Source organism: Candidatus Accumulibacter sp. ACC003 (assembly GCF_907163085.1).
Classification (GTDB): domain Bacteria; phylum Pseudomonadota; class Gammaproteobacteria; order Burkholderiales; family Rhodocyclaceae; genus Accumulibacter.
Window position 1 is genome coordinate 491,933 of the sequence record NZ_CAJQTX010000002.1, and the last position, 13,219, is coordinate 505,151.

The window sequence follows — 13,219 nt, forward strand, 5'->3', positions numbered from 1 at the left end:
CGCCGAGCGACCAGCGCGGCATGGCCGCGACGAGCGAGCGCCAAGCGGCTACGCACGGCCATCGAAGAAAGCAAGGATCTTGCCGATTCGCTTCCGATCCTGAGCGCCAACGCGCGCGTGCTGCGCGTAATCCAGATAGAAGCGCAGTCGTTGGCTACGTGACAAGTGCTCCCTGCCAAGCTTGTCCAGGCACGCCAGGTCCTTGATGATCCGGTAGTCGAGGACCGCGCCGCGATAATAGGCACCGCTGGGACAATCGATCAGGTACACCGTCGGCGACGGTCCACGATTCACCAGCAGGTTGCGCCACTTCAGGTCATTGTGCGCGAAACCGAGCGCGTGCATGGTTCGCGCGATGCCGGCGATCTGTGTCGACACCTGCGTCAGCCAGCGCCGATCGTGAATTCTCGGATCGTCGGCGCCGGCGATCTGCGCGAGATCCAGGGTATCGGGGATTTCCTCGGTGATCAGCGCACCGCGAACGAAAGCACCCAGGCGTCGCTCGAGGCCGTAGGCGACCAGCGTCGCCGTCGGAATACCCCAGGCGGCAAAAGCCAGCAGGTTTCGCCATTCGGCGCGAACGCGTGGCGAGCCGAGCCAACGCCGCAGGCCGAACCAGCGACGCTTCGTGTTTTTGCCGTTGCCACTGTAGCGCTTGACGTAGTAGCGCTTGCCACCCACTCCGACGCGCAGGACGCGGCTCAGCGAATCGCCGGCGACCTGCTCGCCTTGCAGCTGGAAAACGCGGTCAATATCGCCGAAAGCGGCAGCCACTTCGCCGCTGGCAAACTCGGGCCGCAGACGCCAGCGGCTGATGTCGCTGCTCATGGCGCTGCTCATGGCGCCGCTCATGGTGCCGCTCATGTCATTTCTCCGGCGGCGACCTTGCGTTCGAAACGCGCCTGCAAACGCTGCGTCTCGCTCGCCAGGTGCGCGAGCAGTGACGCTTCGTCGCGCAGGATCAAGCGCAATGGGCGGGCAAAATAAGCGCTCAGAAAGCGCAGCAGGTCACGCTTGGTCAGACCGATATCGAGTGCCGAAAAGTACAGAGCCGCGAGGTCCTTGTCTCGCCAGCGCCGTGGCAGATTCGCTCGCAGCTGCGCGCGATGCAGGTCGATCAGTGACAGCTTGAAGTGCTCGGGCGTCGGTGGCGGGTCGAGGTGTAGCAGGAAATGGCAGATGTAGAAATCGCGATGGTTGACACCGCCGGCGTGCATCTTGCTCGCCGCCCGGGCGACGGCGGTGATCAGTGCGCGCTTCAGAGCCAGCACCGGCGGGCGCTTCGGCCAGTCCAGGCAAAAGTCCTCGAGACTGAGCGTCGGCGCCAGTTCTTCGGTGACGATGAACGAGCGCTGACGCGCCGGATTGCGACCGCGCACGCCGAAGGCAACGGCACGCATGCTATCAACCCCCAGTTCGCGCAGCCGCTCGATAGCGCGCCATTCGTTCGCCGCGCCGAAAACCGGCAAGCGCAGCGACAGCAGATTCTTGACGATCTCGGGCCAACCGACGCCACGGTGGATCTTGACGAAATAGCCGTGTCCGGCGATCTCGCTGCGCAAGGTTCGGCGCGCCTCGAGTTCACGAAAAACCGTCCCCTCGAGCGCCTCGACGGCGACGAAAGGATCGGATCCCGCCCATAGCGAGCGGAACGGCTCGTCGAGAAAGACCTCGGGGACGCTCATCGCCGCTCTTTCACGATCACGTCGGCCGCGCGCTCGGCGTTGCTGTAGATGTCGGCGTGCTCGGCAAAAGCCAGCGCGCTGGCTTGCCAGCGTGCGCGTGCCGGCGCGTCGCCAAGCATCTGCGCGAGCATGTGATCGAGGCGCGTTTGCTCGAAAGGCTCCTCAACGACCAGCCCGGCACCGGCGTCGGTGATGTAATGGGCGTAACCGCAAACCGCCGTGGTCAGCACCGGCAGGCCAGCGACCACCGCTTCGAGCAAGACGGTGCCGGTGTTTTCGTTGTAGGCCGGATGGATCAGCAGGTCGGCGCCGAGCAGAAAACTCGGGATGTCGCTGCGACCACGCAGAATGCTGACCCGCTCGGCCAGCCCGAGGGCTTGCGCCTGCGCCCGGAAAAGCTTCGGGTCGTCGTCGCCAATGGCGATCAGCCGGCAGCGGCTGCCGAGCTCTGGCGGCAAGGCCGCGAGCGCCTTGAGGCTGCGGTCCAGCCCCTTGGTCCGAAAACCCGAACCGATCTGGACGATCAGCAGCTGCTCACCGGCCAAAGCAAACTGGCGACGAAACTCGGCGCGGATTTGCCTGGCGTCGGGCGGCGCCCGACGGTCGCGAGCGATCCCTGGCGGCAACAGATGGAAGCGCTCGTCCGGGGTTGCGTAGTATCTCTGGAACAGCGGCCGCTGCGCCGACGAGATCAGCAGGATTTCGGTCGCCGCGTCGCGCCCGAAGACGGCCCGCTCGTAGGCCGCAAAATGTCGATATCGTCCCGACAGCCGATACAAGGAATTGCGCAAGTTGCGCGCCTTGTCTTCGAAACACGCATCGGCAGCGAAATAGACGTCAAGACCCGGCATCTTGTTGAAACCGACGACGCGATCGGCGGGACGCCTGGCCAGATCGTCGGCAACCCAGCTGCTGAAGCGGGCATAGCGGCGCTGATTGGTCAGCGCCTTGACGGGTACCAGCAGCACCTCGAAACCGTCGGGAACGTCGCCGCGCCATTCCAGCGTGTACACCCGCAAGGCATGGCCGCGCGCCTGGCAGGCCAGCGCGATGCGCAGGAAATCGCGCTGCAGGCCGCCGAACGGGAAGTACTTGTACAAACAGAAAGCCAGCTGCATCAGCCGCTTCCCGCGCCGTCGCTGGCGCTGGCCGAGCGCCACCGAGCGCCAGAAAAACCGCTCACGCCGGGCGCCCTGCTGCGGCTGGCTGTGGTGCTTCACTGCCGCGGCGGCCCTTGTAGCGGTTGTAACCCCAGAGGTATTGCTCCGGGCACTGGCGGACGAGAACCTCGATCTGCTGATTGATCTGTAGCGCACGCTCTTCGATCGTGCCGCGAATCGGCTGCGTCGGTGCTTGCAGGTGAAAATGGTAGCCGGCGCCGGCGGGCAGGCGTTCGGCCCAGACCATGATCACGCTGGCACCGCTGTCGACCAACCTGGCGGCGAGCGTCATGGTGTAGGCCGGTCGGCCGAAGAAGTCCAGCCAGCGACCTTCGCCGGTCCGCGGCGCCTGGTCGGGCAGCATGCCGACTGCTTCGCCGCGTTTGAGCGCCTTCAGCAAGCTGCGCACACCCGACAGGTCGGCCGCCGCCAGATGCAGTTGCGCCCGCGCCCGACCCGCTTCGATCATCGTCTGCAGCCAGGCCTGCCGGGGCGGCCGGTAGAGAACGGTGATCGGCGCGTGCGTCGAGAGGTACTGTGCGGTCACTTCGAAGCAACCCAGGTGCGGTGTCAGATAGAGGATTCCCTGACCTTTCCTCGACGCCGCTTCGACCAACTCCCAGCCCGAGACCTTGACCACCCGAGCGGCAGTCTCGGCCAATGGCCGCAGCCAGATGCAGGGCAGTTCGAGCATTCCCTTGCCGGCCTCGCCGATGGCCGCCGCCCGGACTCGCCGGGCCTCGGTCGGGCCCAGCGCCAGCTGCATGTTTTCGTGCAGGTGCCGACGATAGGTGGGCGACAGCAGCCAGGTCAGCCAGCCGAGGACGCTGCCAAGCGCATGCAGCCAGGAAAGCGGCAGACGACTGAGAATTCGAAAAAGAGTGATCACTCGACGATCCTGTGGTAGCCGGATTTGACCGGCCGCCAAGAGAAAAACTATAATTATCCCATCCGCCGAGTTAATCAGGACAACTTGCAGGGCGGACTGGACCGAGAAATCGGCCAGCAAATACTGCTAAAGCGTCGTCTGCTCACCCCCCGGAGCCGGCCACGCCGCCGTTTCGGGGTTTTTTTTGGAGCAGAGCAAGCGTGAGCAAAGAACATCTTTTTACCTCGGAATCAGTATCCGAAGGCCATCCGGACAAAGTCGCCGATCAGATTTCGGACGCCATTCTCGACGCCATTCTGGCCGAAGACCCAAGGGCCCGGGTCGCGTGTGAAACGCTGGTATCGACCGGCCTGGTCGTCATCTCCGGCGAAATCACCACCAAAGCGCACATCAACTATCGCGAAATAGCGCAGGACACCGTTCGCCGCATCGGCTACGACAACTCCGACATCGGCTTTGACTACAAGAGCTGCGCGATTCTGACGGCGATCAACCGCCAGTCGCCGGACATTGCTCAGGGCGTTGACGAAGGCCACGGCATCGACCTCGACCAGGGCGCTGGCGACCAGGGCCTGATGTTTGGCTACGCCTGCAACGAAACGCCGTCGCTGATGCCGCTGCCGATCCACTACGCGCACCGGATCATGCAGCGCCAGGGCGAAGTACGCCGCGACGGGCGCCTGCCGTGGCTACGCCCCGACGCCAAGAGCCAGTTGACGGTCCGCTATGTCGACGGCCAGCCGCTGGTGATCGACACCATCGTCGTGTCCACCCAGCACGACCCGGACGTTTCGCACGCGCAGATCGAAGAGGCGGTGATTGAAGAAATCATCAAGCCGGTCATCCCACAGGAGATCCTGAGCAGCAAGACCCGCTATCTGGTCAACCCGACCGGGCGCTTTGTCGTCGGTGGCCCGCACGGTGACTGTGGTCTGACCGGCCGCAAGATCATCGTCGACACCTATGGTGGCGCGGCCAGGCACGGTGGCGGCGCGTTCTCGGGCAAGGATCCGTCAAAGGTCGATCGCTCGGCCGCCTACGCGGCGCGCTACGTCGCCAAGAACATCGTCGCCGCCGGCCTCGCTGACCGCTGTGAAGTGCAGGTCGCCTACGCCATCGGCGTCGCCAGACCGGTGTCGCTGATGGTCAACACCTTCGGCACCGGCAAGGTCGACGACGAAGTCATCGTCGACCTGATCGGCAAGCACTTCGACCTGCGTCCGAAAGGGATCATTCAATCGCTCGACCTGCTGCGGCCGATCTACCGGAAAACCGCCGCCTACGGTCACTTCGGCCGTGACGAACCCGAGTTCACCTGGGAAGCAATCGACAAGGCGGCGCTGCTGCGCGCCGAAGCGGGCCTCTAGACTTTCGCCTCGCCGGGACAAGGAAAGGGGCCACTGCGGCCCCTTTTTTCGTCGTGCCGACGCGCGGCGGTATAGACTGGCCACTCCTCCACCCTTGGCGCCGCGGTAGCGACACGCTCATGCTCAAGCGAATCAGCGTCGAACAACTCGCCGTGGGCATGTACCTCAAGGAGTTCTGCGGCTCGTGGATGGAACATCCCTTCTGGCGCTCGTCCTTCGTCATCAGCGACGCCAGGGACATCGACAGCATCCGCGCCAGCAGCATCCGGGAAGTCTGGATCGACGCCAGCAAGGGCCTCGACCTGCCACTCGGCGCGGTCGTCGTTTCGATCGCCGAATCGGCAACGCAGGTCGACGCCGAGCTGGCGCAGGCGGCCAACGCCAGACGCCAGATTGGGCGCGTGCCGAGCACCGTGGAATTCACGCGCGCGGCACGAATCGTCGCCAGCTCGCGACGGGCGGTGAGCTTGATGTTCGAGGAAGCGCGCCTGGGTCGAGCCGTCGACACGCTTGGCGCGCAACGACTGGTCGACGAAATCTCCGACTCGGTGAGCCGCAACGCCGACGCCCTGATCAGCCTGGCGCGCCTGAAGACCGCTGACGATTACACCTACATGCATTCGGTCGCTGTTTGCGCACTGATGATCGCCCTCGCCAGACAGCTTGGCCTCGACGACGCACAGACGCGCTCGGCGGGCATCGCCGGCCTGCTGCACGACCTGGGCAAAGCGACGATACCGCTCGAAATCCTCAACAAACCGGGCAAACTGACCGATGCGGAATTCGTGATCATCAAGTCGCACCCGGCCGAGGGGCATCGCCTGCTGTTGCACGCCAGCAGCGTAGACGCCGTGGCGCTGGACGTCGTCCTGCACCACCACGAAAAGACCGACGGTTCGGGCTACCCACAAGGCCTGCACGATCAGGAGATCAGTATCTTCGCCAAGATGAGCGCGGTCTGCGACGTGTACGACGCGATTACCTCGAACCGCCCCTACAAGGTCGGCTGGGACCCCGCCGAATCGCTACGCAAGATGGCCGAGTGGACCGCCGGTCACTTCGACCCGAAGGTCTTCCAGGCCTTTGTCAAAAGCATCGGCATCTACCCGGTCGGCTCGCTGGTTCTGCTCAGTTGCGGTCGCCTCGGGGTGGTCATCGAGCAACGCCGCGCGCTGCTGACGCCGCGGGTCAAGGTTTTCTTCTCGACGCGGGCCAAGGCCAGGATCAAGCCCGAAATCGTCGACCTGGCGCGCACCGGTTGTCAACAGAAGATCGTCAGCCGCGAAGACCCGGCAAAATGGAACTTCCCCGATCTCGACGAGATCTGGTCGGGGCTACGCCTTCCCGGGCGCTGACTGGCGCGCGTTCACTGTCGACGAAGGCTCCGTGGAGCGACGCCGCGACGCCTTCCCTACTTGTGGAAACTGCGGCCGCTGCTCCCCGCCACCCGCGCCGCCTGCGCACTGGCGGCGCTGGCAAAGAGACTCCAGCCCTGATACTGGGCATTGGCGAAAAGAAGTAGCGCGAGCACGCCGGCAAGCCAGTTGAATTTGATCATCACGCGCCTCTCGCCCTGCCCCTCAGTCGTCGTCGCCGGCGAGATCGCTCTCGTTCCAGCGCCGTGCTTCGAAAGCATTCCAACGCCAACGCGAAAACAGCGGGAAGACCGCCAGGAAGACCAGCACCAGCACCAGGTTCGACCACGCGGCCGGATTGCGAACGACCGCCAGCGTGTCGACCACCGCCGCCCGTCGGTCGCTGCCGAGTTCGTAATCGATGACCAGGTAGTAGGTCCCCGGCGGTATCGCCCTGAACACCATCTCGTCCGATGGCGACCCTTCGGACCAGCCTTCGGAACCTGACGAGCCCGAGTAAAAGCTGATTTCCTGAACACCCGTGTAGGCTTCGCCGGTGTTCTTTTCAATCAAGGTACTGCTCAAGGATAGCCAGTTGTTGTTGAGATCCGTGCCATGGCGTACCAACAGCGTGCGCGCGCGGCTGCTCAGGACGAAGTCCTGGCTGCGCAGCGTCGCTTCCTCGTTGAGCGCCGAAAACACCAGTTGCTGTTCGAGCACCACTTGCGAAGCGAACAGAAAGGCAAACGCCAACTGGACGACCACGGCCGTCAAAGCCAGCTTCCAGAAAACGCTGCAAACCCGCCGATGCCGCTCGGCCAGAGGATTCGGCTGGTTGGCATAGACGCCAATGCGCGCCGGTGGGCGTTCCTTGATCCGGAAAGCGGCGCAGAGATCGGCGGGCTCCAGATACTCGGCTTGCGACCAGCTGACTTCGCTGGCCGTCAGCTCGCGCGACAGCATCAGCGGCGGGCAGATGTAGTCGTCGACGCGGCAACTGTCGCCTAGCGCCACCCGCCAGTAGAACTCGCCGACGACGTAGGTCACTTCGGCCGTGCCGCTATTGAACAGCTTGAACTCCTGCCCACTGCGGCTGAACTTGGTCTGCCCTTCCGCGACCGCCGGCGGGCGGGCGAGCGTACGCGCGAAGTTCCAGTGCCCCTGGTATTCGATCAGCCAGGAAAAGCCTTCCGAGGCGTTGAACAACAGGTACTCCGACCACGGGTAATCGATGCCTTCGGAACGTGTACTGCGGCGCATGAAGCCAATCGCCTCCCACTCGACACCGCCGATGGTGCCCAAGCTGCCGAGCGGCAACCAGGGCACTTCGCGCAAGGCCTGTGCGGCGCTGACCAGCAATTGTACGTTCTCGTTGTCGACGCCGATGATCGAGCCGCAAGCGTCGCAAGCGACGCTGGCGATCGCTGGCGAATGGATGCGCAGCGGCGCCGCGCAGTGCGGACAGTTGAAAGAACGCGCGGCGACCGGCGACGCGCCGCCACTCGATCGATCAGCGGGCTGTTTCAGCTGCTCGAGCTGCAGGTCGGCGAAAGCGACCTGCTGGCCGACAAAGAGCAGCGGCGGCACCTCGCTGTAGTCGATGGTCAGGAAGCGATCGCTGCTGCGCAGGTCGGCGCTATTGACGTCGTAACCGGCAGCGACGCGAAACGGCAGCTCACCCTGGCCGGAAATGCAGCGCGCGCGTTCGAGATTGGTGACCGTGAAGCTACGGCCGTCGAGCTGCAACTCCATCGCCGGCGCCAGGTCCTCGAAAGCCGGTAGCGGATCCTTGGCCAGCACCTGCGCGCTGACCATCAACTCGCCAGCTGCCTCGGCAAGCCAGGCGCTGCGCCCGTCGTCGAAGACGATGTGCCACTCGTTCCACAGCCCCGACTCGTACTGCAACTGGATACGACCGATGACCATGAAATGCCGCTGGCGAAATACACCAGCGCTGCCGATCTGGATCAGCGACGAGTCTTCGAGCAGATCGGCCATCCGCCCGAGGTTTTGCAAATCCTCGCCAGCACGCAGCAGCGTACTGTGACAGAACTCGCAGACGACGTAGATCGACGCCAGCGACCGGAAAACGACCGGCGCGCCGCAGGACGGACAGTTGGCTCGTTTCACGACCAGGTAGCAGGAGCCGTCGCTGCCCTAACGGGCACGCCGGCTCAAACCAACTTGCCCAGCAGCTCGGCCTTCTTGGCGTCGAACTCGGCTTGCGAGACGATGCCCTTGCCGACCAGAGCGTGCAGCTTCTCAAGCGTCGCCACGAGCTCGTCGGCACTGACTGCGGCGACTGCCGACGCGGCCGCCGCTGCTGGCGCTGCTGAGGCGGCCGGCGGCGCAACGCCGCCACCGGCCACCATCGCCTGGCCCATCGCCGTACTCATCGTCTGGCCAATGCCGAGGCCGGCGCCAAGGCCGGCGCCGATGCCGGCAATACCGCCTTCGTTTTGTGCCGCCAGGGGAATGCTGCTTGCCACCTGGTACTGCGTATAGCGGCCGAGGTCACCGATGATGTTCATGCCGATGCGCGTATCGAGCACCTTCTGCAGCTCTTCGGGCAAGGAGACGTTCTGCACGACGAAACTGTCGAGTGCCAGCCCGTAGCGATCGAATACCGGTTCGAGTTTGCCTTTCAGCGTTCGCCCGAACTCTTCCTGGTTGGCGGCCATGTCGATGAACGGGACGCCGGCCTCACCGAACAGGTCGGTCATCGAAGCGATCACGAGATTGCGCAACTGCCCATCGAGGTCTTCAACGGTGTATTGCTCGCGCGTCCCGGAAATCTCGCTGTAGAACTTCTTCACATCGACCAGCTTGTACGAATAGATGCCGAAGGCACGCATCCGGACCATCCCGAAGTCCTTGTCGCGGATGGTGATCGGATTCGACGTTCCCCACTTGCGGTCGAGTTGCAGGCGCGCCGAGAAAAAGTAAATATCGGACTTGAAGGGCGACTCGAAAAGCTTGTCCCAGTTCTTCAGGTAGGTCAGCACCGGCAAGGTCCTGGTCGTCAGCTTGTACAAGCCGGGGCCAAAGACGTCGGCGACCTGACCTTCATTGACAAACACCGCCAGCTGCGATTCGCGCACCGTTAGCTGCGCGCCATACTGGATCTCGAAGTCCTGCATCGGATAGCGCGCACCAAGAACGCCGTCGCCGTCCTCGGTCCATTGAATGACGTCGATGAACTGTTTCTTGATGAAATCCATGAGGGCCATGGCGATCTCCTGAAGTCGAGCGTTGATGAGCCGACGTCGGCGCTGGCAGGGCAGCGCCGACGGCAGAAGCGATCAGTAAGTCATGCAGGCGGCGTTGATCAGACCAACCGTCAGCGAGACGACGGCGAGCAGCAGCGCTGGCGCCATCTTGCCAGCCGGGATGTCGTGATGGAGCTGCGGCAGCGCCAGGCGCATCACCAGGTAGGCCAGCAGCTGGACGACGCCGGCAATGGCCCCCCAGGCCGCCAGACCGATCAGCGTATCGCTATGCGCAATGACGTTCGCCACCGGCATGGCAAAGCCGAGCAGCGCGCCGGCCAGGCTGACCGCGGCCGCCGTATTGCCGGCACGAATCAGCGTCAGCTCGTGATACGGCGTGACATTCACGTAGATCAGCAGGAACAGCGCGAACAGGACGATGGCGACGGCGAAATACGCCAGAAAGGCCGGCAGCGTGGCCAACAAGTGCGTAGGCATGTGGCGTCTCCTGTCGGCAGCTGCCGAGAACTTCAGCTGCCAGGTGCCGCGGCAAAGCGCAGCAGTCCGTCGAGAATCAGATTGTCCATCAACTGGAAGGGGATCTTCAAGTGCCGTGCCAGACGCGGCGCCGTACCGCCGGTCAACAGGCAAAGCGCTCCCGGCGCGGCGGCGATGCCGCTGAACATCCGTTCGATCGCCCCCAATTGCGCGTGCAGGCAGCCGCTGACGATGGCGTCCATGGTATTGCGCGGCTGCTCGCTGAAGACGCCTTCGGCAAGTGGCAGCTGCGCGGTGTTGCGCGCCAGCGCCGCGCGCATCAGCTCGAAGCCGGGCAGGATCAGCCCGCCGGCGAAGACGCCGTTGGCGTCGAGCAGGTCTACAGTCGTCGCCGTGCCGGCACAAACCACCACGCAGGCGCTGTCACAGACGGCGCGCGCGCCGATCAGCGCCGCCCAGCGGTCGGCACCGAGTTGTTCCGGAATTTCGTAAGAGCTGCGAACGCCACAGGCCTCGGCCCCCGCGCGCAGGAACGAGACTCTGGCGCCGCGCTGGGCGAGCAGCGACGAGATGCTTTCGCCGACCGCTGCGCCGGCGACATTGCAAACCACGGCGCGGGAATTTGCCGGCCATTGCGTCGCGGCTGCGGCCAGGCCAGGCGCGTCGGCGGTGGCCTGCACGCCTCTGTCCAGCCAACGCTGGCCATCGTGAACGGCCCACTTGATGCGGCTGTTGCCGGCGTCTATGGCGACGGTCATGCGACGCGCAGCGAGACGTCACCGGAAAAGCAGCGCTCGACGCCGACCTCGGTCTGCAGCAGCAAGGCGCCGTCGCTATCGGCGCCCAGGCAAGTCCCCTGGCGATCGACGCGCTCGCCGTCGAGCAGTCGCACCTGCCGATCCTGCCAGACGTGACGCGCCTGCCACTCGCCCCGCAGGACGGCAAAACCGCCGTCGCAAAAGCGATCGAGAACGGCCGCCAGGTCGATCAGCAGTTGCGCCAGCAATTGGTGACGATCCGGTGGGCACGCCATGACCTGCGCCAGCGCCGCCGGGCGCTGCAGAAATTCCTCGTCGCCGGCAGGCGGCAAGCGCAGATTCAGGCCGATGCCGATCACCGCCAGCATGCCCTCGCGACCGCTCTCGAGGTCGATCAGGATGCCGCCAAGCTTGCCGCCATCGAGCTGGATGTCGTTCGGCCACTTCAGGCCGACGCGCGGCACGCCGCAATTCTCCAGGGCGCGCGCCACCGCCAGGCCGACCGCCAGCGACAGGCCGGTGAGCCGCGCAAAGTCCCCCGTGAAGCCCCACAGCAAGGAAAAGGTCAGGCTGTCGTCGGCCGTTGACAGCCAGCTGCGACCGCGCCGGCCGCGACCACCGCTCTGCCGGTCGGCGACCAGCAGCGAACCCGAGGGCGCACCGTGGCGGGCACGTTCGAGCAGCAGCGTGCTGGTCGAAATGCACTCGGGCAGCGCCTCGACGGTAAAACGGTCGGCCGCCGGACCAAGCAGGGAAGACAGGCGGAGCGGATCGATCCGGCAGTTATCGACAGTTTGCTTCATTCGTGGGCCACGGTCTCGCCATCAATATCGAGGCCGCCATTATCGCCGATAATCGGCGCTTATCGAGGCGCTTCGCGATCGTCGCTGGCGGCGCCGCTGGCGCTATCGAGCCCGAGTTCCTGAATCTTGCGGGTGATTGTATTGCGACCGATTCCCAGCGTTTGCGCGGCTTCGATTCTTCGTCCGCCGGTGTGGAGTAACGCGCGGTTGATCAGCACGCGTTCAAAAGCCTGCGTCAACTTCTCGTGCACCTGCCCGGGATCGCTCACCAGCAAACGGTCGACTTCGTCACCCAAGGCCCGTTGCCAGTCGTTGAACAGCGCCGAGGGCAGCGCTTCGCGGAGTTCCGGCGGCAGGTCGGCGAGTTCGACGAGTTGCCCTGGCGCCATCACCGTCAGCCAGTGACAGAGGTTTTCGAGTTGCCGGACGTTGCCCGAAAAGTCGAGCGAACAGAGATGCTTCAGCGCCGCCTCGGAGAAGCGCTTGCCTTCGACACCGAGTTCGTGCGCGCTCTTCTGGAGAAAGTGACGCGCCAGAATCGGGATGTCCTCGCGACGTTCGCGTAGCGACGGCAAGCGAACACGTATGACGTTCAGGCGGTGAAAGAGATCCTCGCGGAACAAGCCCTGGCGGACCCGCGCCTCGAGATCCTGGTGCGTCGCGGCAATGATCCTGACCTTGGTTTTCAGCGGCGAATGGCCGCCAACGCGGTAGTAGTGGCCATCGGAAAGCACGCGCAGCAAGCGCGTCTGCAACTCGGCCGGCATGTCACCAATTTCATCGAGGAACAGCGTCCCGCCCTCGGCCTGTTCGAAGCGGCCCTGGCGCTGCGCCGCGGCGCCGGTAAAAGAACCGCGCTCGTGGCCAAACAGTTCGGATTCGAGGAGGTCGCGGGGAATCGCCGCGGTGTTGATGGCAATGAATGGCTGCTCGGCGCGCGGGCTGTGACGATGCACGGCGCGCGCCACCAGTTCCTTGCCCGACCCCGACTCGCCGGTAATCAGCACCGTCGCGCTCGACTGACTGAGCCGACCGATGGCCCGGAAGACCTCCTGCATCGCCGGCGCCTGGCCGAGGATTTCCGGCATCAGCTCGAGTTCGTTCGGCGCACCAGCCTGGTGCAGGCTTTCGCCGATCGCTCGCCGGATCAACTCCAACGCTTGATCGACATCGAAGGGCTTCGGCAGGTATTCGAAAGCACCGCCCTGAAACGCCGACACCGCACTCTCCAGGTCGGAGTAAGCGGTCATGATGATCACCGGCAACGCCGGGAAGCGTTCTTTGAACAGCTGCAGCAGCTCAAGCCCCGATTGACCCGGCATGCGGATGTCGGACACCAGCACCTGCGGCGGTTCACCGCCGGCGTCGAGTTCGGCAAGCGCTTCGGTGGCCGAGGCAAAGCTTCTTAAAGCAATTTTCTCGCGGGACAGGGTCTTCTCGAGTACCCAGCGAATAGATTTGTCGTCGTCAACGATCCAGACCGGTTTCATTGATT

Annotated in this window: 13 protein-coding genes; 2 read left to right on the top strand and 11 right to left on the bottom strand. The window is 64.4% G+C overall.

Annotated elements, in window-relative coordinates; all coding sequences use genetic code 11:
• Positions 1–48 precede the first annotated feature (48 nt).
• From QZ656_RS05910 to QZ656_RS05925, 4 genes are all read right to left on the bottom strand, one after another.
• Entirely contained in the window at positions 49–816 is a 768-nt protein-coding gene (locus QZ656_RS05910; protein ID WP_291992641.1) for a lipopolysaccharide kinase InaA family protein, read from the bottom strand.
• A gap of 44 nt (positions 817–860) precedes the next feature.
• On the bottom strand, positions 861–1,685 hold the full coding sequence (gene rfaP, locus QZ656_RS05915; RefSeq protein WP_291992513.1) for a lipopolysaccharide core heptose(I) kinase RfaP: 825 nt from the start codon (positions 1,683–1,685) through the stop codon (positions 861–863).
• On the bottom strand, positions 1,682–2,803 hold the full coding sequence (locus tag QZ656_RS05920) for a glycosyltransferase family 4 protein (RefSeq protein ID WP_291992642.1): 1,122 nt from the start codon (positions 2,801–2,803) through the stop codon (positions 1,682–1,684). Before QZ656_RS05920 ends, rfaP begins: the two co-directional genes overlap by 4 nt.
• Before the next feature lie 61 nt (positions 2,804–2,864).
• Positions 2,865–3,734 carry a lysophospholipid acyltransferase family protein gene (locus tag QZ656_RS05925; RefSeq protein WP_291992514.1) on the bottom strand — a complete coding sequence of 290 codons (870 nt, stop codon included), beginning with the start codon at positions 3,732–3,734 and terminating at the stop codon, positions 2,865–2,867.
• 200 nt (positions 3,735–3,934) lie between these two features.
• Here QZ656_RS05925 and metK point away from each other — a divergent pair, with 200 nt between their 5' ends.
• Together metK and QZ656_RS05935 are read left to right on the top strand one after the other, a co-directional pair.
• Positions 3,935–5,101 carry a methionine adenosyltransferase gene (metK, locus tag QZ656_RS05930; protein WP_291992515.1) on the top strand — a complete coding sequence of 389 codons (1,167 nt, stop codon included), beginning with the start codon at positions 3,935–3,937 and terminating at the stop codon, positions 5,099–5,101.
• A 119-nt stretch (positions 5,102–5,220) separates the two neighbouring features.
• A complete protein-coding gene (locus QZ656_RS05935; protein WP_291992516.1) occupies positions 5,221–6,456 on the top strand; it encodes an HD-GYP domain-containing protein in 1,236 nt (411 codons plus the stop codon).
• A gap of 56 nt (positions 6,457–6,512) precedes the next feature.
• On the opposite strand, the gene QZ656_RS05940 is transcribed toward QZ656_RS05935, so the two are convergent.
• From QZ656_RS05940 to ntrC, 7 genes are all read right to left on the bottom strand, one after another.
• Positions 6,513–6,662 (bottom strand): hypothetical protein, encoded by a 150-nt coding sequence (locus QZ656_RS05940; RefSeq protein ID WP_291992517.1) that lies wholly within the window; start codon positions 6,660–6,662, stop codon positions 6,513–6,515.
• 19 nt (positions 6,663–6,681) lie between these two features.
• Positions 6,682–8,586 (bottom strand): DUF4178 domain-containing protein, encoded by a 1,905-nt coding sequence (locus QZ656_RS05945; RefSeq protein WP_291992518.1) that lies wholly within the window; start codon positions 8,584–8,586, stop codon positions 6,682–6,684.
• A 44-nt stretch (positions 8,587–8,630) separates the two neighbouring features.
• The gene (locus QZ656_RS05950) at positions 8,631–9,686 is read right to left on the bottom strand and encodes an SPFH domain-containing protein (protein ID WP_291992519.1); all 1,056 of its coding nucleotides are present in this window, start codon (positions 9,684–9,686) and stop codon (positions 8,631–8,633) included.
• Positions 9,687–9,758: 72 nt separating this feature from the next.
• Entirely contained in the window at positions 9,759–10,163 is a 405-nt protein-coding gene (locus tag QZ656_RS05955; protein WP_291992520.1) for a DUF350 domain-containing protein, read from the bottom strand.
• Between the two features lie 32 nt (positions 10,164–10,195).
• On the bottom strand, positions 10,196–10,921 hold the full coding sequence (locus QZ656_RS05960; RefSeq protein WP_291992521.1) for a type III pantothenate kinase: 726 nt from the start codon (positions 10,919–10,921) through the stop codon (positions 10,196–10,198).
• Positions 10,918–11,724: a biotin--[acetyl-CoA-carboxylase] ligase gene (locus tag QZ656_RS05965; protein WP_291992522.1), complete on the bottom strand. Its 807-nt coding sequence runs from the start codon at positions 11,722–11,724 to the stop codon at positions 10,918–10,920. Before QZ656_RS05965 ends, QZ656_RS05960 begins: the two co-directional genes overlap by 4 nt.
• Positions 11,725–11,783: 59 nt before the next feature.
• Entirely contained in the window at positions 11,784–13,214 is a 1,431-nt protein-coding gene (ntrC, locus tag QZ656_RS05970; protein ID WP_291992523.1) for a nitrogen regulation protein NR(I), read from the bottom strand.
• Between the last annotated feature and the right edge of the window lie 5 nt (positions 13,215–13,219).